Annotated in this window: 21 protein-coding genes and 1 tRNA gene; 12 read left to right on the top strand and 10 right to left on the bottom strand. The window is 72.5% G+C overall.

Annotated features, from left to right (window positions below):
• Nucleotides 1-7: 7 nt before the first annotated feature.
• Together RS82_RS12825 and RS82_RS12830 are read left to right on the top strand one after the other, a co-directional pair.
• Nucleotides 8-904 (top strand): agmatinase family protein, encoded by an 897-nt coding sequence (locus tag RS82_RS12825; protein ID WP_045299993.1) that lies wholly within the window; start codon nt 8-10, stop codon nt 902-904.
• Nucleotides 901-1,374: a SixA phosphatase family protein gene (locus RS82_RS12830; RefSeq protein ID WP_045299994.1), complete on the top strand. Its 474-nt coding sequence runs from the start codon at nt 901-903 to the stop codon at nt 1,372-1,374. Before RS82_RS12825 ends, RS82_RS12830 begins: the two co-directional genes overlap by 4 nt.
• Before the next feature lie 12 nt (nt 1,375-1,386).
• On the opposite strand, the gene hutI is transcribed toward RS82_RS12830, so the two are convergent.
• Genes hutI through hutH form a run of 3 tightly spaced genes read right to left on the bottom strand, consistent with a single transcriptional unit; the run spans nt 1,387 to nt 5,876 of the window.
• Nucleotides 1,387-2,580 (bottom strand): imidazolonepropionase, encoded by a 1,194-nt coding sequence (hutI, locus tag RS82_RS12835; protein ID WP_045299995.1) that lies wholly within the window; start codon nt 2,578-2,580, stop codon nt 1,387-1,389.
• A gap of 12 nt (nt 2,581-2,592) precedes the next feature.
• On the bottom strand, nt 2,593-4,302 hold the full coding sequence (hutU, locus tag RS82_RS12840) for a urocanate hydratase (protein ID WP_045299996.1): 1,710 nt from the start codon (nt 4,300-4,302) through the stop codon (nt 2,593-2,595).
• 2 nt (nt 4,303-4,304) lie between these two features.
• Nucleotides 4,305-5,876 carry a histidine ammonia-lyase gene (gene hutH / locus RS82_RS12845; RefSeq protein ID WP_045299997.1) on the bottom strand — a complete coding sequence of 524 codons (1,572 nt, stop codon included), beginning with the start codon at nt 5,874-5,876 and terminating at the stop codon, nt 4,305-4,307.
• A gap of 88 nt (nt 5,877-5,964) precedes the next feature.
• Between hutH and RS82_RS12850 the strand changes: the two genes are divergently transcribed.
• Nucleotides 5,965-6,729 carry an IclR family transcriptional regulator gene (locus tag RS82_RS12850; protein WP_245619603.1) on the top strand — a complete coding sequence of 255 codons (765 nt, stop codon included), beginning with the start codon at nt 5,965-5,967 and terminating at the stop codon, nt 6,727-6,729.
• Nucleotides 6,730-6,738: 9 nt separating this feature from the next.
• Here the strand turns inward: RS82_RS12850 and RS82_RS12855 are convergent, their stop codons facing one another.
• Both RS82_RS12855 and RS82_RS12860 read right to left on the bottom strand, forming a co-directional pair.
• The gene (locus RS82_RS12855) at nt 6,739-7,215 is read right to left on the bottom strand and encodes a YbaK/EbsC family protein (protein WP_045300098.1); all 477 of its coding nucleotides are present in this window, start codon (nt 7,213-7,215) and stop codon (nt 6,739-6,741) included.
• A 15-nt stretch (nt 7,216-7,230) separates the two neighbouring features.
• Nucleotides 7,231-8,028 carry a methyltransferase domain-containing protein gene (locus RS82_RS12860; RefSeq protein ID WP_045299998.1) on the bottom strand — a complete coding sequence of 266 codons (798 nt, stop codon included), beginning with the start codon at nt 8,026-8,028 and terminating at the stop codon, nt 7,231-7,233.
• Nucleotides 8,029-8,220: 192 nt separating this feature from the next.
• Here RS82_RS12860 and RS82_RS12865 point away from each other — a divergent pair, with 192 nt between their 5' ends.
• The 3 genes from RS82_RS12865 to RS82_RS12875 all read left to right on the top strand — a co-directional run bounded on the left by RS82_RS12865 (nt 8,221) and on the right by RS82_RS12875 (nt 11,963).
• Nucleotides 8,221-9,297: a Glu/Leu/Phe/Val dehydrogenase family protein gene (locus tag RS82_RS12865; RefSeq protein ID WP_045300000.1), complete on the top strand. Its 1,077-nt coding sequence runs from the start codon at nt 8,221-8,223 to the stop codon at nt 9,295-9,297.
• Nucleotides 9,298-9,475: 178 nt separating this feature from the next.
• Nucleotides 9,476-11,068, top strand: coding sequence for an AMP-binding protein (locus RS82_RS12870; protein ID WP_045300002.1), 1,593 nt, complete (start codon nt 9,476-9,478; stop codon nt 11,066-11,068).
• A gap of 82 nt (nt 11,069-11,150) precedes the next feature.
• Nucleotides 11,151-11,963 (top strand): ZIP family metal transporter, encoded by an 813-nt coding sequence (locus RS82_RS12875; protein ID WP_045300004.1) that lies wholly within the window; start codon nt 11,151-11,153, stop codon nt 11,961-11,963.
• A gap of 24 nt (nt 11,964-11,987) precedes the next feature.
• Here the strand turns inward: RS82_RS12875 and RS82_RS12880 are convergent, their stop codons facing one another.
• From RS82_RS12880 to RS82_RS12890, 3 genes are all read right to left on the bottom strand, one after another.
• On the bottom strand, nt 11,988-13,220 hold the full coding sequence (locus RS82_RS12880; protein WP_045300006.1) for an MFS transporter: 1,233 nt from the start codon (nt 13,218-13,220) through the stop codon (nt 11,988-11,990).
• Entirely contained in the window at nt 13,217-13,816 is a 600-nt protein-coding gene (locus RS82_RS12885; protein ID WP_045300008.1) for an ArsR/SmtB family transcription factor, read from the bottom strand. Before RS82_RS12885 ends, RS82_RS12880 begins: the two co-directional genes overlap by 4 nt.
• 128 nt (nt 13,817-13,944) lie before the next feature.
• Entirely contained in the window at nt 13,945-15,192 is a 1,248-nt protein-coding gene (locus RS82_RS12890) for a glutamyl-tRNA reductase (protein WP_045300010.1), read from the bottom strand.
• Nucleotides 15,193-15,209: 17 nt separating this feature from the next.
• Here RS82_RS12890 and hemE point away from each other — a divergent pair, with 17 nt between their 5' ends.
• From hemE to hemL, 6 genes are all read left to right on the top strand, one after another.
• On the top strand, nt 15,210-16,268 hold the full coding sequence (gene hemE / locus RS82_RS12895; RefSeq protein ID WP_045300012.1) for a uroporphyrinogen decarboxylase: 1,059 nt from the start codon (nt 15,210-15,212) through the stop codon (nt 16,266-16,268).
• On the top strand, nt 16,261-17,466 hold the full coding sequence (locus RS82_RS12900) for a protoporphyrinogen/coproporphyrinogen oxidase (RefSeq protein ID WP_045300014.1): 1,206 nt from the start codon (nt 16,261-16,263) through the stop codon (nt 17,464-17,466). The genes hemE and RS82_RS12900 overlap by 8 nt, the downstream gene beginning before the upstream one ends.
• A 258-nt stretch (nt 17,467-17,724) precedes the next feature.
• On the top strand, nt 17,725-18,408 hold the full coding sequence (hemQ, locus tag RS82_RS12905) for a hydrogen peroxide-dependent heme synthase (protein WP_045300016.1): 684 nt from the start codon (nt 17,725-17,727) through the stop codon (nt 18,406-18,408).
• On the top strand, nt 18,405-19,322 hold the full coding sequence (hemC, locus tag RS82_RS12910) for a hydroxymethylbilane synthase (protein WP_045300017.1): 918 nt from the start codon (nt 18,405-18,407) through the stop codon (nt 19,320-19,322). The genes hemQ and hemC overlap by 4 nt, the downstream gene beginning before the upstream one ends.
• A gap of 50 nt (nt 19,323-19,372) precedes the next feature.
• Nucleotides 19,373-20,299 (top strand): porphobilinogen synthase, encoded by a 927-nt coding sequence (gene hemB / locus RS82_RS12915; protein WP_045300100.1) that lies wholly within the window; start codon nt 19,373-19,375, stop codon nt 20,297-20,299.
• The gene (hemL, locus tag RS82_RS12920; protein WP_045300019.1) at nt 20,296-21,612 is read left to right on the top strand and encodes a glutamate-1-semialdehyde 2,1-aminomutase; all 1,317 of its coding nucleotides are present in this window, start codon (nt 20,296-20,298) and stop codon (nt 21,610-21,612) included. Before hemB ends, hemL begins: the two co-directional genes overlap by 4 nt.
• Nucleotides 21,613-21,746: 134 nt before the next feature.
• Here the strand turns inward: hemL and RS82_RS12925 are convergent.
• Together RS82_RS12925 and RS82_RS21545 are read right to left on the bottom strand one after the other, a co-directional pair.
• A tRNA-Ala gene (locus RS82_RS12925) sits at nt 21,747-21,819 on the bottom strand.
• 66 nt (nt 21,820-21,885) lie between these two features.
• A partial coding sequence (locus RS82_RS21545; RefSeq protein WP_245619604.1) for a hypothetical protein occupies nt 21,886-22,904 on the bottom strand: 1,019 nt, incomplete at its 5' end.

Genomic DNA, 22,904 nt, shown 5'->3' on the forward strand with positions numbered 1-22,904 from the left:
TCGACACGTGACGCTTTCCCACGATCCCTCGTGGCCACGCGCAGGTGCGTGGCCCCCTCTCGAAGACGGGAGGTGGGATGCCGCGATCCTCGGCGTCCCCGCATTCCGCACGTCCCTGTCTCCCACCGGCGCAGGCGCCACGCCCGCGGCGATCCGCGAGGCCCTGCGCCGCTACAGCCCGACGCTCCTGGGACCTCCCCCGGTCGACCTGAACGACGTGCTGCGCATCGCGGATGCGGGCGACGTCGCCGAGCCCGACGGGCCCGAGGGCGAGGCATCAGTGCGTTCCACGGTGACGCGGCTGCGCGAGCGCGCGGATCTCGTCGTCGCGCTCGGCGGCGACAACTCGCTCACCTACGCGGTGGCGCAGGGCGCCGCAGCGACGGGGCTCATCACCATCGACGCGCACTTCGATCTGCGCGACGGCGTCTCGAACGGCTCCCCGGTGCGGCGGCTGGTCGAGGACGGTCTCGACGGGCGGCGGATCGTCCAGCTCGGCATCGCCGACTTCGCCAACTCCGTCGCGTACGCGCGGCGCGCGGCGGAGTACGGCATCACCGTCGTGACTTTGGACGACCTGCGCCGTCGCGGCGCCGCCGACGTCGCGGCCGAGGCGCTCGAGATCGCCGGCGCCGGCGGCGGCCCGCTCCATCTCGACATCGATGTGGACGTGTGCGACCGGTCCGTGGCGCCCGGGTGCCCGGCATCCGTCCCCGGCGGACTTGCCGCCTGGGAGCTGCGGGCGCTCGTGCGCACCCTCGCCGCCGACACCCGCCTGCACAGCGCCGACATCGCCGAGGTCGATGCCACGGCGGATGCCCCCGACGACCGCACGGTGCGTCTCGCGGCGCTCTGCGTCCTCGAACTCCTCGCCGCCAAGGCCTCCGGAAAGGTGACTTCATGATCCGTCTCGCACTGGTGCGGCACGCCAAGTCGGAGTGGGGCAACCCCGGCCTCGACGACCATGACCGCCCGCTGAACGACCGGGGCATGCGCGATGCGCCCCGCATGGCCGCGCGGCTCGCCGCAACCGGGTTCCGTCCCGACGTCATCCTCTCGAGCACCGCCGTTCGTGCGCGGACGACGGCCGAAGCCTTCGCCGCCGAGCTCGGCGTGGCCGTCTCGCTGGACCCCGAGCTGTACGGCGCCCCGGCGCACACCTTGCTCGCAGCGGCCGCGGCCACGCGTGCGGCGACGGTCATGGTGGTCGCGCACGATCCCGGGATGAGCGCCCTCGCGGCGAGCCTCTCGGACGACGACATCGACCACATGCCGACGTGCGCCGTCGCGACGTTCATCTGGGTGCAGGACGACTGGGACGTCGCGAGCTCCGTCGATCCCGACAACTGGACGTTCGACACGCCGCCCCGCTGACGCCGACGACGGTCAGAGCGCGGCACCGCCGATCCACACGGTGTGCACAAGCGGCACGCCGGGGCGGTAGGCGAGGTGCACGCGGGTCGGCGCGTCGAGCATCACGAGGTCGGCGCGCATCCCCGGGGCGAGTGCGCCCACGTCGTCGCGGCGCAGCGCCTTCGCTCCGCCTGCGGTCGCGGCCCACACCGCCTCGGCGGGCGACATCCCCATCTCGCGCACCGCGAGCGCGATCATGAGGGGCATCGAGCTCGTGAAACTCGACCCCGGGTTGCAGTCGCTCGCGAGGGCGACGGTCGCTCCGGCGTCGATCAGGCGCCGTGCGTCGGGGTACGGCTGGCGGGTCGAGAACTCCACGCCCGGCAGCAGCGTCGCGACCGTGGTCGATCCCGCGAGCGCGGCGACATCGTCGTCGGACAGATACGTGCAGTGATCGACGGATGCTGCGCCCAGCTCGACGGCGAGACGCACCCCCTCGCCCGGTCCGAGCTGGTTGCCGTGCACCCGTGGCTCGAGGCCGTGCGCGACGCCCGCGGCGAGGATGCGCCGCGACTCTTCGGGCGTGAACGCCCCGCGCTCGCAGAACACGTCGATCCACCGGCTGTGCGGGGCGCAGGCGCGGAGCATCGCGTCGCAGACGAGCTCGACGTACTCGACGCGTCGCTCGCTGTACTCTGCAGGCACCACGTGGGCTCCGAGGAACGTGACCTCGGGCGTGACTTCCGCGGCGAGGCGCGCGAGTCGCTCTTCGTCGGCGACGGTGAGCCCGTAGCCGGTCTTGATCTCGAAGGTCGTCGTTCCCTGGCCGTGGAGCTCGGCCACGAAGGCGGCGAGGCGCGCCCGCAGCTCCTCGTCGCTCGCGGATCGGGTCGCCGCGACGGTACGCCGTATGCCCCCTGCGGCATACGGCGTACCTGTCATGCGCGCCTCGAACTCGTCGGCGCGGTCGCCCCCGAACACGAGGTGCGTGTGACTGTCGACGAACCCGGGGATGACCGCGCGGCCCCCGGCGTCGACGAGATGGGCCCTGGCGCTCGCACCTGCGAAGCGCGCAGCGACGGCGGCTGCCTCGCCCCCCGCCCCGACCCAGGCGATCCTGTCTCCCTCGATCAGCACGGCCGCGTCGTGCAACGTGCCGAGTGCATCGCCGTGAGCGGCGACATTGGTGGTCAGTTCGCCGATGTTCGTGATGAGCGTCGCAGTCACAGCATCCGTCCGTCAGTCACCGAGCATGGGTACGTTCAGACCGCGTTCGCGCGCGACGTCCTTCGCGCGGTCGTAGCCGGCGTCGACGTGGCGCATGACGCCGGTGCCCGGGTCGTTGGTGAGCACGCGCTCGAGCTTCTCGGCGGCGAGCGGGGTGCCGTCGGCGACGGTGACCTGACCGGCATGGATGCTGCGACCGATGCCGACGCCACCGCCGTGGTGGATCGACACCCACGCCGCGCCCGACGCCGTGTTGAGGAGCGCGTTGAGGAGCGGCCAGTCGGCGATCGCATCCGAGCCGTCGGCCATCGCCTCGGTCTCGCGGTAGGGCGAGGCGACGGAGCCCGCGTCCAGGTGGTCGCGGCCGATCACGATCGGTCCCGACAGCTCGCCCGAGGCGACCATCTCGTTGAACTTCAACCCGGCGAGGTGGCGCTCCTTGTAGCCGAGCCAGCAGATGCGTGCCGGCAGGCCCTCGAAGTGGACCGCGTCGCCGGCCTTGTCGAGCCAGCGCACCAGACCGGCGTTGTCGGGGAACAGGGCTTTGACGGCCTCGTCCGTCTTGCGGATGTCCTCGGGGTCTCCCGAGAGCGCGACCCAGCGGAAGGGTCCGCGCCCCTCGGCGAACTGCGGGCGGATGTACGCGGGCACGAAGCCCGGGAACGCGAACGCGCGGTCGAAGCCGCCGAGCTGCGCCTCGGCGCGGATCGAGTTGCCGTAGTCGAACACCTCTGCACCGGCGTCTTGGAATCCCACCATCGCCGCGACGTGCTTGGCCATCGAGCCGCGGGCGCGGGCGGTGAACGCCTCGGGGTCACGCGCCGCCTCGGACTTCCAGTCCTCGAAGGCGATGCCCACGGGCAGGTACGCCAGCGGGTCGTGGGCGCTGGTCTGGTCGGTGACGATGTCGACGGCGACCTCGCCCGCGCGGTGGCGCAGCAGCACGTCGCCGAAGACCTCGGCGGCGTTGCCGACGACGCCCACCGACAACGCCTCGCCGGCGGCCTTCGCAGCAACGACCCGGGCGAGGGCGGCGTCGAGGTCGGTCGTGTACTCGTCGAGATAGCCGTGCTCGACGCGGCGAGCCAGCCGCGACTCGTCGACGTCGACGATGAGCACCGCTCCCCCGTTGAGGGTCACCGCCAGCGGCTGCGCGCCGCCCATGCCCCCGGCGCCGCCGGTGAGCGTGAGTGTGCCCGACAGGTCGTCGCGCCCGAGCGACCGCGCCACGGCGGCGAACGTCTCGTACGTGCCCTGGAGGATGCCCTGCGTGCCGATGTAGATCCACGACCCCGCGGTCATCTGGCCGTACATCGTGAGGCCGAGCTCCTCGAGACGGCGGAACTCCGGCCACGTCGCCCAGTCCCCCACGAGGTTCGAGTTGGCGATGAGCACCCGCGGCGCCCACTCGTGCGTGCGGAAGACCCCGACCGGCTTGCCCGACTGGACCAGCAGCGTCTCGTCGGGCTCGAGCTCGTCGAGCGTGCGGACGATGGCGTCGAACGCCTCCCACGAACGAGCCGCGCGCCCGGTGCCGCCGTAGACGACGAGGTCCTCCGGGTGCTCGGCGACCTCGGGGTCGAGGTTGTTCATGAGCATGCGCTTGGCTGCTTCGGCGCCCCAGCTCTTGGCGGTGCGCTCGGGACCGCGCGGCGCGCGCACGGCGCGTTCGCCGAGCCCGCGAGCGGCCGACGCGGTCGTCGAGGTTGTGGGAACGGACATCGTCACTCCTTCGTGGTGGTCTGGTAGGCGGCGGCCGCGACGGCGCCGGACGCGACGAGCACGGTCACGGCCTCGATCTCGGGCGACAGGTAGCGGTCGGGGCCGGGTCCGCCCGCGACGGTGCGCACGAGATCGCGCACGGCACCCGTGGCGGCGGCCGGTTCGAGCGGCGCCCGCAGGTCGATGGCACGCGAGGCCGTGAGCACTTCGATCGCGAGCACGCGCGACAGTCCGTCGATCGCCCGACGCAGCTTGCGCGCGGCGGCCCACCCCATCGACACGTGATCCTCCTGCATGGCCGACGACGGGATGGAGTCGACGGATGCCGGGACCGCCAGCCGCTTCAGCTCCGAGACGATCCCCGCTGCGGCGTACTGGGCGATCATGAAGCCCGAGTCGACGCCGACTTCGTCGGCGAGGAAGGGCGGCAGGCCGTTGCTGCGCGCGCGGTCGAGGGCGCGGTCGGTGCGCCGCTCCGAGATCGAGGCCACGTCGGCCACGGCGATCGCGAGGAAGTCCAGCACGTACGCGACCGGTGCGCCGTGGAAGTTGCCGTTCGACTCGACGCGCCCGTCGTCGGTGATCACGGGGTTGTCGACGGCCGCCGCGAGCTCCCGCGAGGCGATGAGCAGGGCGTGATCGGCGGTGTCGCGGGCCGCGCCGTGCACCTGCGGCGAGCAGCGCAGGGAGTACGCGTCCTGCACGCGGGTGCAGACGGCGGGGTCGCGGTGGGACGCCATGATCCCCGAGCCCGCGAGCACCGCCCGCAGGTTCGAGGCCGACACAGCCTGCCCGATCTGCGGCCGGAGCGCCTGCAGGTCGGCGGCGAACACTGCGTCGGTGCCGAGCTGCGACTCCACCGACATGCCCGCGGCGACATCCGCCGTGTCGAGCAGCACCGAGAGGTCGTGGAGCGCGAGCAGCAGCATCCCGAGCATGCCATCGGTGCCGTTGATGAGCGCGAGCCCCTCCTTCTCGCGCAGCACGAGCGGGGACACGGATGCTGCCGCCAGCGCCTCGGCCGCGTCGACCTCTTCGCCGGCGGCGGTGCGCACACGACCCTCGCCCATCGCGGCGAGCGCGACATGCGACAGCGGCGCGAGGTCGCCGGAGCAGCCGAGCGAGCCGTACTCGCGCACGATCGGCGTGATCCCGGCATTGAGCATCGAGGCGTAGGTCTCCACGACGACGGGGCGGACACCCGTGTGACCCGTCGCCAGCGTCTGCAGGCGCAGCAGCATCAGAGCGCGCACGACCTCGCGCTCGACCTCGGGGCCCGTGCCGGCCGCGTGCGAGCGGATGAGGCTGGCCTGCAGCTGCATGCGGCGCTCGGGGGCGATGAACGTGGTGGCGAGGGCGCCGAAGCCGGTCGAGATGCCGTAGTGCGGCTCGGGATCGTCGGCGAGGCCCTCCACGAGGGCGCGGGTCGCCGCGACGCGCGCGACCGCCTCGGGGGCGAGCTCGACGACGGCGCCGTGACGGGCGACGGCGACGACCTCGTCGGGACGCAGCGGCGCCGCGCCGACGGTGACGACCGCGACGTCGGCGGCGGAAGTGGGCGTGACGATGGCCATGCTCCGATTCCACACCCGGACCGTGGCGCGCGACAGCGGGTCGTGGCATCCTCTGTCTGTGATTCCAGACAGCAGTACCCGGCCTCAGGTGCCCGCCGCGGACCAGACGCTGCGGATCCTGTCGTACCTCGCGCGCCAGCGCGGGCCGGTCCCGGCGCGCACGATCGCGACCGCGCTGGAGCTCCCGCGCTCCACCGTGTACCACCTGCTCGCGGCGCTGCAGGAGCACCAGTTCGTCGTGCACCTGCCTGAGGAGCGGCGCTGGGGGCTCGGCATCGCCGCGTTCGAGCTCGCCGGCGGGTACTCGCGCCAGGAGCCGCTCGCGCGGCTCGGCCGGCCCGTGCTCGCCGACCTCGTCGATCGCGCCGGCGAGAGCGCGCACCTCGCCGTCATGCATGGACGCGACGTGCTCTACATCGTCGAGGAACGCGCGCCGCGCCGACCCGCACTGGTGACGGATGTCGGCGTCCGCCTGCCGTCGCACCTCACCGCGACGGGCCGCGCGATGCTGGCGGCGCTTCCGCGCGAGCAGGTGCGGGCGCTGTTCCCGGACGCCGCGGCCTTCGCGGACCGCACCGGGCGAGGCCCCCGGCGACTCGGCGAGCTGCGGGAGCTGCTCCGAGGGGTGCGGGAGCGCGGGTGGGCCTCGGAGGACGGCGAGGTCACCCTCGGGCTCGGGTCGGTCGGGGTCGCGGTGCTCGACCACGTCGGCTGGCCCATCGCCGCGATCGCGGTGACCTTCCCCACCGACGGCGCGCGCGAGGCCGCGGACTTCGCGGAGCTCGTCGCCCCCGTGGCGGCCGAGCTGGGCCGTCGCATCGGCGGCGCCCGTCCGGCCACATCGAAACTCTGACGCGCGAGCTCAGTCGACCTTCATGACGGTGCCGCCCGTCAGACGTACCAGTTCGTCGTAGGTCATCGGGAAGACGGTGTGCGGCGTGCCGCCGGCGGCCCAGATCTCGGGGTAGCCGGCGAGGTCCTCGTCGACGATCGTGCGCAACGGCGCCGGGTGGCCCGTCGGCGCGACACCGCCGATGGCCTGGCCGGTGGCCTGTCGCACCTGCTCTGGCGTCGCGCGCTGGATCCTGCCGTGTCCGAGGCGCTCGGCGAGGGCTGCGGTGTCGACGCGGTGCGCGCCGCTCGTCATCACGAGCAGCGGTGCGCCGTCGCTGAAGAACACCAGGCTGTTGGCGATCGCGCCGACCTCGACCCCGAGCGCCTGGGCGGCGAGGACCGCGGTGGATGCCGCATCCGGAAGCACCACGATGTCACCGGGGATGCCGGCGGCGCGGATCGCATCGTGGACGAGGCGACTGCGGGCGGGGAGCGAGTCGGGGATGGTCACCGGCTCAGCCTAACGACGCGGTCCGCGCGCGAGGATCTCGCCGTGGGGCATGAGGAGCCAGCCGTCGTCGGCGGCGGCCCACTCGCGCCAGCCGTCCGAGATGCGCTGCAGCAGCGCGTCGTCTGCGCCGGTCGCGCGCGCCGAATCGGCGAACGCCGACTGCAGCACGCGGTCCGCCCACATCCCGCCCCACCACGCGCGGTCGGCCTCGTCCTCGAAGAGCCATAGCGAGGCCGTGGCACGGATGTCGGCGAGCCCCGCCTCCTGCGCCCACGCCTTCAGCCGGCGTCCGGCCGCCGGCTCACCCGCGACGCTGCGGTGCGTCGCCAGGTACAGCGCGAGCCACTCGTCGAGCGCGGGGATCAGCGGGTACCAGATCACGCCTTCGTAGTCGACGTCGCGCGCGGCGACCACGCCGTCGGGGCCGGCGACGCGCCCGAGCTCGCGCAGCATGTCGACCGGTCGATCCACGTGCTGCAGCACCTGGTGCGCGTGCACGACGTCGAAGCCGCCGTCGTCGAAGGGCAGCGCGTAGGCGTCGCCCACCTCGAACGACAGATTCGGCGCCGCGTGGTCGGCCGCGGCCTGCGCGACGACGCCGGCCGAGGCATCCGTCCCGACCACCCGAGCGGGTGCGACGCGGGCCGCGAGGTCCGCGGTGATCGTGCCGGGCCCGCTGCCCACATCGAGGACCGAGATGCCTGGCCCGAGGTGCGGCAGCAGATATGCCGCGGAGTTCTCGGCGGTGCGCCAGCGGTGCGACCGCAGAACGCTCTCGTGGTGGCCGTGGGTGTAGGCGTCTGGCATTCGTCGATGCTACCGACGGCGCACACACTGCTGACGCGTGCGCAGAACTCACACCGACGACCACGCAATGTGCCCACTCGCCGTCGACACGGTTGAACAATTCGCAGAATCGGTGTCCAATGAGAGTGGATGCCGCAACGCCGCGGCGTCCGCAGCGCACTGCCCACGAGGCCCGCCGAAGGAAGAACCGCGATGACGCACACCCTGCCCCTGCCCGATTTCACACACGAGCGGGTGGAGGTGATCACCGGCCGCCGCAGCGGCCTGTTCATCGCCGTCGCGCTGCACTCGTCCGTGCTCGGCTCCGCCCTCGGCGGCGCGCGCCTGTGGACGTACCCGCACTGGAGCGACGCCCTCGGCGACGCACTGCGCCTGTCGGCCGCCATGACCCTCAAGAACGCCGCGGCCGGCCTCGACGCCGGCGGCGGCAAGTCCGTCATCGCCCTGCCTCCCGGCACCACGCTCGACACCGACCGGCGCCGCGCCGCGTTCCTCGACCTCGGCGACGCGGTCGAGTCGCTGCACGGCCTGTACCGCACCGCCGAGGACGTCGGCTCGACGACCGAGGACATGCTCGTCGTCAGCGAGCGCACGGAGCACGTCGTGGGCCTGCCCGACGCCGTCGGCGGCTCCGGCGAGCCCGCCGGCCCGACGAGCCTCGGCGTGTACGAGTCGCTGCGCGCGACCCTCGAGCGCGTCGCGGGCACCGCCGACGTCGACGGACGCCGCATCACGATCTCCGGCCTCGGCCAGGTCGGCAGCCGCCTCGCGGTGCGCCTGTCCGCCGAGGGCGCGCGCCTCACCGTGACCGACGTGAACCCCGCCAAGCGCGACCTCGCCACCGAACTCGGCGCGGAGTGGATCGCCCCCGGCGAGGAGCACCTCGTTCCCGCCGACGTGTTCGTGCCGGCCGGCATCGGCGGGCTCCTCACCGACGAGGTCATCGACGCTCTCGACGCGAAGGCCGTCTGCGGCCCGGCGAACAACCCGCTCGCCGACCACAGCGGCGCGGCCCGCCTCGCCGGTCGCGGCATCCTGTACGCCCCCGACTTCGTCGTCAACGCGGGTGGCGTGATCTACCTCGACCTCGAGGCGAAGCGCCTCGGCACGCGCACCGAGATCATGGAGCGCGTCGGCCAGATCGGCGACACCGTGCGCCGCATCTTCGACGAGGCCTCCTCGCGCGGCGTCACGCCGCTCGAGGCCGCCGAAGGGCTCGCCGCGGAGCGCCTGGCCGCCGGCGGCCGCCAGCCCGCACTCGCGCACTGAGCCGGCACGCGCCCGGCCACCGGAGGGGATGGCCGGGCGCGTTGCATCACTTGACACTGCGTTCCACCGATCGCGGAATCGCGTTCCACAATCCTCGGCGCGGATGGCATGATGGTCGCACGGCCGGGCCCGGGCCCGCCGACGACGACCGTCATGCCGCCCGATCGAAGGAGATCCGGTGTTCACCAGTCCCGAAGCCGATATCGAGATACCCGAACTCGACGTCTACGACTACCTCTTCGCGAGCCTGACCGACGAGGATCTGGGGCGCGTCGCGCTCATCGATCCCGCGACCGGGGCGGAGACCACGTACGGCGCGCTGCGCACCCAGATCGACCTGTTCGCGGGCGCCTTGGCGGCGCGCGGGGTCGGCGTGGGCACGGTGCTCGGCCTGCTCTGTCCGAACGTGCCCGCGTTCGCGACGGTGTTCCACGGCATCCTGCGCGCGGGAGCCACCGTCACGACGGTCAACTCGCTGTACACGGCGGGCGAGATCGAGAAGCAGCTGCGCGATGCCGGGGCCACGTGGCTCGTCACCGTGAGCCCGCTTCTCCCACAGGCCCAGGCCGCCGCCGAGGCCGTCGGCATCCCTCACGAACGCGTCATCGTGCTCGACGGCGCATCGGGTCACCCGAACCTCCGGGAGCTGCTCGCCGAGGGCGCGCCCGCACCCGACGTCTCGTTCGACCCGGCGACGCACATCGCGGTGCTCCCCTACTCGTCGGGCACGACCGGCATCCCCAAGGGGGTGATGCTCACGCACCGCAACCTGGTCGCGAACGTCGCGCAGTGCCGCGTCGCCCTCGACCTCGCCGAGACCGACCGCGTGCTGGCGGTGCTGCCGTTCTTCCACATCTACGGCATGACGGTGCTGCTCAATCTCGCGCTGCGCCAGCGCGCGAGCCTCGTGACGATGCCGAAGTTCGACCTGGTCGAGTTCCTGACGAACATCCAGCGGTTCCAGTGCACGTACCTGTACATCGCGCCGCCGATCGCGGTCGCGCTGGCCAAGCACCCGATCGTCGACCAGTTCGACATCTCGAGTGTGCGCACGGTCTTCTCGGGGGCGGCTCCGCTCGACGGCGAGACGGCCGAGACGGCGGGCCGCCGCATCAACGCGCGCATGATGCAGGGGTACGGCATGAGCGAGCTGAGCCCCGTCTCGCACGCGATGCCGGTCGACCGCTACGACATCCCGGTGAGCTCGGTCGGCGTGATGCTGCCCAACACCCTCAACAAGCTGATCGACACCGAGACCGGCGAGGAGATCACCGAGCTCGGACCGGACGGCGTCACCAAGGCGGGCGAGCTCTGGGTCAAGGGACCCAACGTCATGCTCGGCTACCTCAACAAGCCCGATGCCACGGCAGAGACGCTCGATGCGGACGGCTTCCTGCACACCGGCGACATCGCCGTCTACCACGAGGGCGGCTACTTCTCGATCGTCGACCGGGTCAAGGAGCTCATCAAGTACAAGGGCTACCAGATCGCTCCCGCAGAGCTCGAGGCGCTCCTCCTCGGCCATCCGAAGGTGATGGATGCCGCGGTCATCGGCGTGCTCGACGACGACAAGCAGGAGATCCCCAAGGCCTTCATCGTCGCCGCCGCCGACTCCGGCCTGACCGGAGACGAGGTCATGGCGTTCGTCGCCGAGCACGTCGCCCCGCACAAGAAGGTGCGCCGCGTGGAGTTCATCGACGCGATCCCGAAGTCCAGCGCCGGAAAGATCCTCCGCAAAGACCTGCGCGCCCGCGAGGCCGCGACGGTCTGACACCACGCTCCGCGAGAGAACGGATGCCTCGGCGAACGCGTTTCGCCAAGGCATCCGTTCGCGCGGCCACTAGTTTGGCGCCATGGAAGGACTCTGGCTGGCCGCGCTGAGCGGACTCATCGGCGGCGGAACGCTGCTCGTCGGGGCCGCGGTCGCGTGGTACATCGACATTCCGCAGCGCATCGTCGCCGGGATCATGGCCGTGGGTGCGGGCGTGCTCATCTCGACGCTGGCCTTCGAACTCGTCGAAGAGGCGGCGGCCGACGGAGGGCTGGTTCCGACCACCGTCGGGTTCCTGGGCGGCGCGATCCTCTACATCGTCGCGGACCAGCTGATCTCGCGACGCAGCAGGCAGCGTGCCGCCGGCTCGCCTCAGCTCGACGCCTCCTCGGTCACCGAGTACTCCGACGGTGACGCGATCCCCGCGAACATCGTCGCCCGCCGTGCCGGGGCACAGGCGGTGAGCGGAGCGGGGCTCGTCATCGCGGTCGGCGCGCTGATCGACGGCATCCCGGAATCCATCGTCATGGGCCTCTCCGTCCTCCAGGGCGGGATCAGCATCCCGATCGTCGCGGCGATCGCCATCAGCAACTTCCCCGAGGGACTCGGCTCGACCGCCGCCCTCAAGCGCGGCGGCTCGAGCGGGCGGTACGTCGCCCTGCTGTGGAGCGGGATCGCGCTGATCACCGTCGTCGCGTCGGTGCTCGGCTACGTCGCCTTCCAGTCGGCGTCGCCGAACCTGATCGCCCTCATCACGACGATCGCCGCCGGCGGCCTCCTCGCGATGGTGTGCAACACGATGATCCCCGAGGCGTTCGACGAGCAGCAGGCACTGACCGGCCTGTGGGCGACGATCGGCTTCCTCGGCGCGTTCCTCCTGCACGAGCTCACCTGAGCCGGACGATCGGAGCCGCAGCGTTCACTCCCCCGGTGCCGCCGCGACGGCGACGGTGCGGCGCGCCCGGAGCGCGGTCGCCGCGCCGGCCAGCACGGCCCCGACAGCCAACCAGATGAGCACGCGGTAGTCGACGACGAGGAGGAGTCCCGCACCCGCGATCGATACGAGGGTCTGCGGCAGGTTCACGACCACATTGGCCGCGGCGCCGGTACGGCCCTGCAGGGCGTCGGGCGTGAGGCGCTGGCGGAGGGTGGAGAAGGCGACGACGGTGATCGGGATGCCGATCCCCATCACGAACATGCCGGCGCCGCCGAGAACGACCGAGCCGAAGGCGAACGGCACGCTGCCGACCGCGATGAGAAGGAGCCCGAGGGCGGCAGACCGCCCCTCACCCCACCGGGTCACGACGGTCGCCGACAGGAGCCCGCCGAGCACGGCGCCCGCGCCCTGGACGGGCACGAGCACCCCGATCGCGACAGGGTCGACGTGCATCGCATCGAGGGCCGGGAACACGATGATGTTGAGCAGTCCGGTCGCGCCGAAGCCGATCGCCGCGGCGATCGTGATGACCCGGAGACTCTGCGGTGCGAAGAGCTGCTCGAAGCCCGCGACCAGCTCGCGGAGGGAGCCGCGCCCGGGGTCACGCTCCGGAGCCGCACCGCCGACCGGCAGTCCCGCGACGATGACGGCAGCCACGGCGAAGCACGCCGCGGTGAGCACGATGACCGCCGGTGCGCCGAGCCAGACGTACAGAGCCGTGCCGATGAGCGGCGACACGAGACGCAGCCCGTTGTCGATCGTCGACAGCACGCCGTTGCCCGATGCGAGCTGGTCGTCGCGCAGCATCGCGCGGATGATGCCCGACTGCGCCGACGCCGTCACGTAGCCGGCCGCACTGTAGAGGAAGACGACGGCGTACACGAGCCACAGCTGCGCCGTGCCCGACACGAGCAGCAGGGACAGCACGACGGGAACGAGCGCGACGTTGTTGAGCACCAGGAGGCGGCGCCGCGGCATCCTGTCGGCGAGCATCCCGATGAAGGGCGCGAGGATCGCCGGCAGACCCAGCGCGACGAAGACGAAGCCGGCCGCGACGTCCGATCCGGTGAGCTCCTTCACCCAGACCGCGACCATCAGGAACAGGGCGCTGTCGCCCAGGTTGGTCGCGACCCAGCCCGCCGCGAGCCGCGGAAACCCCGGCGCCGACCATGCGACCGGACCGCGCCGGACTCCGCGCTCCGTGCCGGCGGTCACTTCTCGTCCTCCGGTTCGGGGTTCACCACAGCGAAGAACCGGGAGTAGCGGGCACCCGGCGGCCGCTTCGACGGATCGGTGTGCCGGCCCGCGAACCGGTCGGTGATCTCCTGCACATCGCGGCTGAGCTGTGCGAGCTCTTCCGCGGTCGCCCAGAACGACGAGCGCGTGAACGTCGTCGCCTGCACCCATTCGTCGTTCTCGCGATCGATGCGTGCGAACCAGTCCATCGCGCGGAGGAACTCCGACTCGAGCCCCATCGACGCGACCGCCTGCACCGCGAGCAGCGAACCGGGCACCTCCGGATCGGGCCTCATGTCGAAGTCCGCGACCTTCACGCGCCACGGCTTCTCGCGGCCGCGCCGCTCCGCCCGCTCGATGTAGCCGTACTTCTCCAGCATCCGCAGGTGGAACGAGCAGCTCGCGGCCGACTCCCCCAGCGCCTCGGCGCACTCCGTCGCCGTGGCCTCCGCCACGTCGCCCAGGTGGTCGAGCAGGGCGATCCGCACCGGGTGCGCGAGCGCCCGGATGCGCTCGGGATCGGTGATGCGCTCACGGCGCGCCGACCGCGGGAACGGCTGGTCGTCGGTGGTCATGGCGACGACTTTAGATTCTAAAGACTCCTTTCGCAAGACTTCTTTAGAATGACGTCGCACGGATGCTGCGGGGCGCGGGGGACGCCAGAGCGGAGGGACTCCTCCAGCGGCCTACCCGGACGTGGGGATCAGGCGGTGGCCCAGAGGCCGTCGTCCTCTGCGGCGCCGGGCGCCTCGATCGACAGGCCGTGGAGCAGTTCGAGGGCGGCACGCGCCTCGTCGATGCGGCCTTCGACAGCGAGTTCGCGGATGCGCACGGACGGACGGTGCAGCAGTACGCCCGCAAGATGTCGCAGCGCGGCCTCGACCTCGTCGCCGGCGCCGCGCGAACGGGCCCGGGCGATCTCATCGTCGACGATGCTCAGGACGTCACCGCGCAGTGCGGTGATCGCGGGTCCGGCCTCGCGGTCGGCGTGGAACTCGGTGGCGGCGTCGCCGACGATCGCACGCGCGGCAGCGTGGGCGCTGAACTCGGCGAGCGGTGCGTGCAGCCGGATGGTCTCGAGGTCGAGCAGTTCGACCGCCTCGACCGCGCCGACGGCGGGGTCGACGTTGCGCGGGAGCCCGAGGTCGATCACGAGCACGCGTCGCCCGGGCGTGAACGCGTCGGCGTGCACGACGGCATCTGCCGTACACGTGATGACGACGTCGGCCTCGGCGACGGCGGCGACGAAGTCCGACACGGGGATCAGCCCGTGCTGCGCGGCGAACGACTCGGCGCGACCGGACGGCGAGAAGACGTGGATGTCGCCGGCGCCGCGGGCGCGGAGCGCCTCCACCGTGCGGACGGCGTACTTTCCAGTGCCCACGAGGACGATCTTGGCGGCGGCCCACTCGGCGACGCGGCTCGACGCCAGCTCGAGGGCGAGGCGCACGAGAGAGCGGTGCGCTCCGCGCAGCTGCGTGCGGTTGCGTACGCCGCGGCTGGTGTGGGTGGCCTTCTGGAACAGGCGCTCCAGCTCGCTCGAGGTCAGGCCGTCGGCGCGCGCGGCGTCGAGCGCGCGACGCACTTGGCCCGAGATCTCGTCTTCGCCGACCGACATCGATTCGAGGCCGCTGGTGACGGCGAAGAGGTGGGCCGCAGCATCCGCCCCCTGATGGACCGCGACCGACGCGCGCAGCAGATCGACGGAAACGCCGGATGCGTCGGCCATCGCCTCGATGACGGACTCGGCCGCGACCGCCTCGCCGCCCGTGAGCGGCTCGTCGATGTCGAGATAGGCCTCGAAACGGTTGCAGGTCGCGAGCACGACGGCGCCGGAGACGAAGATCTCGTCGTCCACAAGGGCGCGCGTCGCGGTGGGCGCCCCCACAGAGAGACGCTCCAGGATGTCGAGGCTCGCGTTCCGATGGTTCGCGGTCAGACAGAGGAGCACGGACCTAATCTTAACGTGTGTCGTTGCATGACTCTCACCCTTCCGTCCTTCAGAGAAACGATCCCCCCGCGCTGATACGCGCCTATCGCGGCGAACGGCCGGCTCGCACGCCGATCTGGTTCATGCGTCAGGCGGGTCGATCGCTGCCGGAATACCGCGAGCTGCGGGTGGGCACCGACATGCTCGACGCCTGCCTGAATCCCGAGCTCGCCAGCGAGATCACGCTGCAGCCGGTGCGCCGGCACGGCGTCGACGCGGGCATCTTCTTCAGCGACATCGTGATCCCGGTGCGCCTGTCGGGCGTCGACGTGCGCATCGTCGCGGGTCGCGGCCCGGTGCTCGAGAACCCGGTGCGGACGGCGGAGGATGTCGCATCCCTGCCCCCGCTGGACCCTGCGGCGCTCGCCCCCATCCGCGACGCGGTCGCGCTCACGGTCTCAGAACTCGGCACGACGCCGCTCATCGGCTTCGCCGGTGCTCCGTACACGCTCGCGTCGTACCTCGTCGAGGGAGGTCCGTCGAAGGAGCAGCTCAAGACGCGGGCTCTCATGCACTCCGATCCCCAGACGTGGGCCGCGCTGCTGACGTGGTGCGCCGAGATCACCGGCGCATTCCTCGCCGCCCAGATCGAGGCAGGCGCGTCGGCCGGGCAGCTCTTCGACTCCTGGGCGGGCTCGCTCAGCCTTTCCGACTACACGCAGCACGTTGCGCCGTTCTCCGCCCTGGCCCTCGACGCCGTGCGCCACCTCGACGTGCCTCTGGTGCACTTCGGCGTCGGCACCGGCGAACTGCTCGCCGCGATGCGCGACGTCGGCGTCGACACCGTGGGCGTGGATTGGCGTCTCCCGCTCGACGAGGCGGTGCGCCGTCTCGGCCCCGACGTCTCGGTGCAGGGCAACATCGACCCGGCGCTGCTGCGCGCCCCGTGGCCGGTGCTGGAGGCGCACATCATCGACGTGCTCGAGCGCGGGCGCGCCGCCCGTGCGCACGTCGTGAATCTCGGGCACGGCGTCCCGCCTGACACCGACCCGACCGTGCTCACGCGCATCGTGGAGTTCGTCCACGCGAATGGCTGACTTCAGCGTCGTCGGCGGCGGGGTCGCCGGGCTCGTCGTCGCCCGCCGCCTGGCTGCCGCGGGCGCTTCGGTGACGGTGTTCGAGGCATCCGGCCGGCTCGGCGGAACGATCGCGCGCCACGACGTCGGAGGACTCGCCCTCGATGCGGGGGCCGAGAGCTTCGCGGTCCGCGGCGGTGCCGTCGAGGCGCTGCTCGTGGAGCTGGGCCTCGCCGGCGACATCGTCGCTCCCGCTCCGGGACCGGCGTGGCTGCAGCCCGTCACGGGCGACGCCGTCCCCCTGCCCGCGACCGCGCTGCTCGGCATTCCGGCGGACCCCCTCGCCGACGACGTCGTGCGAGTGGTCGGCCTCGCCGCGGCCGAACGAGCCGTCGCGCTCGACGCGCGGCCGGTCGGCGCCGTGCCCGCGATGCTCGGTCCGCTCGTGCGGGAGCGCCTCGGCGCCGACGTGCTCGACCGGCTCGTCGCACCGGTCGTGCACGGCGTGCACTCGCAGCACCCCGACGAACTCCCGGTCGCTCGCGCCCATCCTGCGCTCGCGCACGCCGTCGAGAGTGCGGGCTCGCTCAGCGGAGCCGTCTCGCGTCTGCGTGCCGCCGCAGCGCCGGGCGCCGCGGTCGCGGGGATCCGCGGTGGCGTCAACCGCCTCGTGCCGGCTCTCGCCGACGACCTCGTGCGGCGCGGTGGCGACATCCGTCTCGGGACACGGGTCGGCGACGTCGGCGCTCTCGATGGCACGGTCGTCGCGGCCGCGCCGGGTGTGGCCACCCCAGCCGCGCCGGGTCGCCGCATCGACCTCGTGACGCTCGTCGTGGAGCAGGACGAGTTGGATGCCGCTCCCCGCGGCACCGGGCTGCTCGTCGCCGCCGGGGCGCCGGTGGGCGCCCGGGCCCTCACGCACGCCACTACCAAGTGGGCGTGGCTCCGTGAAGCCGCCGCCGGGAGGCACGTCATCCGGCTCTCGTACGACGAGACCCCCGCGGACCCGGTTGCCGCAGCGGTCGCCGACGCGGAGACACTGCTGGGCGTGCGACTGCCGGTCGTGGTCGACGCGGCCCGGGTGTTCTGGGTGCGGCCGGCCGCAGCATCCGTCCCCTCTTCGGGTCCCACGGTCGTCGGCGAGACGGTAGCCGGATCCGGCCTCGCCGGCATCGTCGCCCACGCGGAGCGCACGGCTGCGGATCTCCTGGCGCGCTGACCGGAGTTCCGCCGAGCTCACGCGGTCCGGACTTCGCATACCTTCCGGGCCGCCGACCCGCGAAGTCCGGACTTCGCAAGTGGAGCACGCAGGGGACCCATCCGCACGGTCCGGAGAACGCGGGACCTCCGACGCCGAAACCCGCGAAGTCCGGACTTCGCACGAGGGAGGCGGAGGATGAGCCCCGGGCTGCAGGCGGGCACGGAATGAAACGGCGCTCCCGGAAACTGCCCATGCGAGGGATGGAAAGATGGGAGCATGACCGACCCCGCGGCGAACTCCCCCACTGAAACCCTCGGCTACACCCTGTGGGCGGTCTTCCGCCGCGAACCGTCCGCTTCCGCCCCTGCCGGCGATCTGACCGCCGCGGTCGCCGAGGTCGAGGCATCCGGGGTCACCGTCCGCGGGTTCTACGACGTGTCGGGCCTGCGCGCCGACGCCGATCTCATGATCTGGCTCACCGGAGTCGGGATCGCCCCCGAGGTGCTGCAGTCCGCACTCCGCACGCTCCGCCGCGCCGAGCCGCTCGCCTCTCTCGTGCCGGTCTGGAACGCCATGGGCGTGCACCGCGACGCCGAGTTCACCGCCAGCCACCTGCCGGCGTTCATGCGCGACAAGGATCCCGAGGCCTGGCTCACGGTCTACCCGTTCGTGCGGTCGTACGACTGGTACATCCTCCCCGACGACGAGCGACGCCAGATGCTCGCCGACCACGGTCGCAAGGGCGCCGCGCACCGCTCCGTGCTGAGCAACACCGTCGCGTCGTTCGCGCTCGGCGACTACGAGTGGATCCTCGCCCTCGAGGCGCCCGAGCTCGTCGAGCTCGTCGACCTCATGCGCGATCTCCGTCAGACCGAGGCACGCCGCCACGTGCGCGAAGAGGTGCCCTTCTACACCGGACGCCGCATCGGCATCGACGAGATCGCCGAGGTGCTGGCGTGACCACCCTGCGCATCGGCACGCGCGGCAGCACGCTCGCGCTGACGCAGACCGGCATGGTCGCCGACGACCTCGCCGACGCGTACGGCGTCACGACCGAGCTCGTCACCATCACCACCGACGGCGACCGCTCGAACGAGCCGCTGTCGCGTGCCGGCGGCACCGGCCTCTTCACCGGCGCCCTCCGCGACGCGCTCCTCGCCGGCGAGTGCGACGTCATCGTCCACTCGCTCAAGGACCTCCCGACGGCGCCTCACGACCAGCTCGTCGTCGCGGCGATGCCCGCGCGCGAAGACCCCCGGGACGCGCTCATCGCCCGGGACGGCCTCACGCTCGACAAGCTGCCGGCGGGCGCCCGTGTCGGCACCGGCTCCCCCCGCCGCATGGCGCAGCTGCGCGCCCGCCGCCCCGATCTCGAGGTCGTCGACATCCGCGGCAACGTCGACACGCGCCTCGGCAAGGTGGCGAGCGGAGAGCTGGATGCCGTCATCCTGGCCGCCGCGGGCCTCACCCGCATCGGCCGCACCGATGTCGTGACCGAGTTCCTCGACGCCGACCGCTGGCCGACGGCGCCCGGTCAGGGCGCGCTCGCGGTCGAGGTGCGCCGCGGCGAGGAGGACCTCGTGGATCGTCTCGACCACGCCGAGACCCGCGCTGCCGTCGAGGCCGAGCGCGAAGTGCTCGCCCTCCTCGAGGCCGGGTGCTCCGCCCCGGTCGGCGCACGCGCCGTCGTCGACGCCGGGCTGCTCCTGCTCTCGGCGAGCGTCTACAGCCTCGACGGCACGACGACGCTCACCTCGTCGCACGCCACCGGGTGGCCCGAGGACGAGGGCGATCCGTCACGCGAGGTCGCAGCATCCGTCGCCCGTGAACTGCTCGATGCCGGCGCCGCCGGCCTGACGGGAGAACGCCCTTGACTGTCCTGGGACCCACCGACCGCCCGCGCCGGCTGCGCGCGACCCCCGCGATGCGGCGGCTCGTCGCGGAGACCCGCCTGCACCCTGCTGAGCTGATCCTGCCGCTCTTCGTGCGCGAGGGCGCGAGCGAGCCGGTGCCGATCTCGTCCATGCCGGGCGTCGTGCAGCACTCGACCGACAGCCTGAAGCGTGTGGTGGCGGATGCCGCGGCCGCCGGCATCGGCGGCATCATGCTGTTCGGCGTGCCCGAGCACAAGGACGCGGTGGGCTCCGGCGCGACGGATCCCGGCGGCATCCTCAACGTCGCGACGCGCATCGCCGTCGCCGAGGCCGGGGACGCGCTCGTCGTGCAGACCGACCTGTGCCTCGACGAGTTCACCGACCACGGCCACTGCGGCGTGCTCGATGCGAAGGGCTACGTCGACAACGACGCGACCCTGGAGCGCTACCGCGACATGGGCGTGGCCCAGGCCGAAGCGGGCTCGCAGCTGCTGGGACTGTCGGGCATGATGGACGGTCAGGTCGCCGCTGTGCGCGACGCGCTCGACGACTCCGGTCACGGCAGCACCCCGATCCTCGCTTATGCGGCGAAGTACGCCTCGGCGTTCTACGGACCGTTCCGCGAGGCCGTGCAGTCCTCGCTCGAGGGCGACCGCCGCACCTACCAGCAGGATCCGGCCAACCGCCGCGAGGGGGCCCGCGAGCTCGACCTCGACATCGCAGAGGGCGCCGACATCGTGATGGTCAAGCCCGCGATGAGCTATCTGGATGTGCTGGCGGATGCCGCGGCGACCAGCCCCGTCCCCGTCTGGGCCTACCAGGTGTCGGGCGAGTACGCCATGATCGAGGCGGCCGCCGCCCACGGGTGGATCGACCGCCGCCGCGCGATCGAGGAGTCGGTGATCGGCATCCGCCGTGCCGGCGCCGACGCCGTGCTGACCTACTGGGCCCTGGAGCTTGCGGAGTGGATCCGATGACGACGAACGCACAGGAATTCGCCCGCGCGCGCGGCGCCATGCCGGGCGGGGTGAACTCGCCGGTGCGCGCCTTCGGCTCGGTGCACGAGACGCCGCGCTTCTTCGTGTCGGCGTCGGGCCCGTACGTGACCGATGTCGAGGGGCACGAATATGTCGACCTCGTCGGGTCCTGGGGTCCCGCGATCCTCGGCCACGCCCACCCCGCGGTCGTGAAGGCGGTTCAGGATGCCGCGGCCCACGGCCTCGGCTTCGGCGCGAGCACGCCGGGCGAGACGGAGCTGGCCGAGCTGATCGCCGCGCGCGTCTCGCGAGACGGCGAGGCGAAGCCGGTGGAGCGGGTCCGCCTCGTCTCCACAGGCACCGAGGCGACCATGACCGCGATCCGCCTTGCGCGCGGGGCGACCGGGCGCGACCTCATCGTGAAGTTCGCCGGGCACTACCACGGGCATTCGGACGGGCTGCTGGCCGAGGCGGGGTCGGGCGTCGCGACGCTCGCGATGCCGGGCTCCGCGGGCGTTCCCGCCCCGATCGCCGCGCAGACGCTGGTGATCGCGTACAACGACCTCGACGCCGTCCGAGAGGTGTTCGCGGCGCGCGGCGACGACATCGCCGCCGTCATCGTCGAGGCGGCGCCCGCCAACATGGGCATCGTCCCGCCCGCGGACGGCTTCAACGCGGCCCTCGCCGACATCGCGCACGCGCACGGCGCGCTGCTGATCCTCGACGAGGTGCTCACCGGCTTCCGTGTCGGCCCCGCCGGCTGGTACGGCATCGACCCGGTGGCGTTCTCGCCCGACCTCATCACGTTCGGCAAGGTCGTGGGCGGCGGGCTCCCCCTCGCCGCGCTCGGCGGGTCCGCCGCGCTCATGGACCTGCTCGCACCGCTCGGCCCGGTGTACCAGGCCGGCACGCTGAGCGGCAACCCGCTCGCCGTCGCCGCGGGACGCACGACGCTCGACCACCTCGACGACGCCGCCTATGCCCGCATCGACGGCGCGGCGACGACGATCGCCGATGCCGCCGCATCCGCTCTCTCCGATGCCGGCGTCACGCACGTCGTGCAGCGCTCGGGCAACCTGTTCTCGATCCAGTTCGCGGCCGAGGCGCCGACGGACTACGACACGGTGAAGGCGCAGGAGGCGTTCCGCTATCCGCCGTTCTTCCGTGCGATGCTCGCCCAGGGCGTCTCGCTGCCGCCCTCGGTGTTCGAGGCCTGGTTCGTGTCGGCCGCGCACGACGGCACCGCCGTCTCGCGCATCGTCGAGGCTCTTCCGGCCGCCGCGCGCGCCGCCGCCGAGGCCACTGCCGACTGAGGCCGCCGGGCGCCCCTCCAGGTGAGCGCCCCACCATCGTCATCGCAGGGACGCGGGCGTGCGCAACGGGCCGCTGCGGCTCGCACGACGGAGGGAAAGCAGAAGGCCCCCACGCCGTGGGGGCCTTCTCTCGGTGGACCTGAGGGGAATCGAACCCCTGACCTCCTCGATGCGAACGAGGCGCGCTACCAACTGCGCTACAGGCCCTTGAACCTCGAAAACACTATCACGGTTCGACACCCGCTCCGAATCGACGGAGCCCGCGTGAGAGGCCTATTCGCCGGCCGCGCGACGGGTCAGCAGCTGCCGCACGTGCGCCTCGATCTCGGCGTCGTCGACGTATCCCATACGGGCGTATTCGGACTCCGCGGAGGCCGTCCGCGCGGTCCGCGCGACGTCGATCGAGGGCGGCTGCTGCGCCGCCGCACGGGCTGCCATCGCCTCTTCGAGGGCGGCCTGCCGCAGCGCCGCGCGAGCTGCTTCGCCATCCAGCACCGCGGCCGCCCGTGAGCCCGCCGACGCCGTGAGCGGGCGGGGAAGGTCGCGCGGCGCCCATTCGCGCTGTTCGCGCTCGAGGGCCACATCCTGCAGCTGCGCGATGCGGCGGGGCGCAGCATCCGTGGCCCGCGACACGGCACGCGCGGCGACGCGGGAGAGGCGGCGAAGAATGAGACCGGATGCCGCCACCAGGCCGACTCCCACCCACATCAGGGTCTGCGCACCGGCCGTGATGGTCTCGTACACACCCCATGCGGCGATTCCGAGGCCCACGACGCCCGCGAAGGTCGCTGCGAGCCGGAACCGGCGCCGGGCGCGCGCACGGCGCGCCGCCGGAAGAGAACGGACCGAGGCGAGGTCGGAGCGCGCGTCGGCGGCCGCCTGTGCACGCTCGGCGCGGGCGCGCTCCAGATCGACGCGCGCGGCGGCCTCGGCGGCGACGCGGTCGGTGCGCGCCCGCTCCACGCCGATGCGGGCGGCGGCCTCGGCGGCCTCGCGCTCAGCCTTGGCGATCTCGAGGTCGACGCGGGCGCCCTCGAGCGCCGCGTGCTCGCGCTCGGCCAAGGCGCGCTTCGCGAGCTTCTGCTGCGCGGCGGCGGTGCGGGCGTTGAGCTCGAGCCTCACCTCCTCGGGCGTCTCGCTCGTCTCGGCGAGCACGCGGAGAGCCTGGTTCAGGCGGACGGCGTTGCGTTCGGCCGCGTCGAACTGCCGGCGGCTGTGCCACGACGGGAGCAGATACACCAGCCAGAGCGCCACGGCGACGAGAACGACGACTCCCCCACCCCACACCTGCC

Origin of the sequence: Microbacterium trichothecenolyticum (assembly GCF_000956465.1) — a bacterium.
Classification (GTDB): domain Bacteria; phylum Actinomycetota; class Actinomycetes; order Actinomycetales; family Microbacteriaceae; genus Microbacterium; species Microbacterium trichothecenolyticum.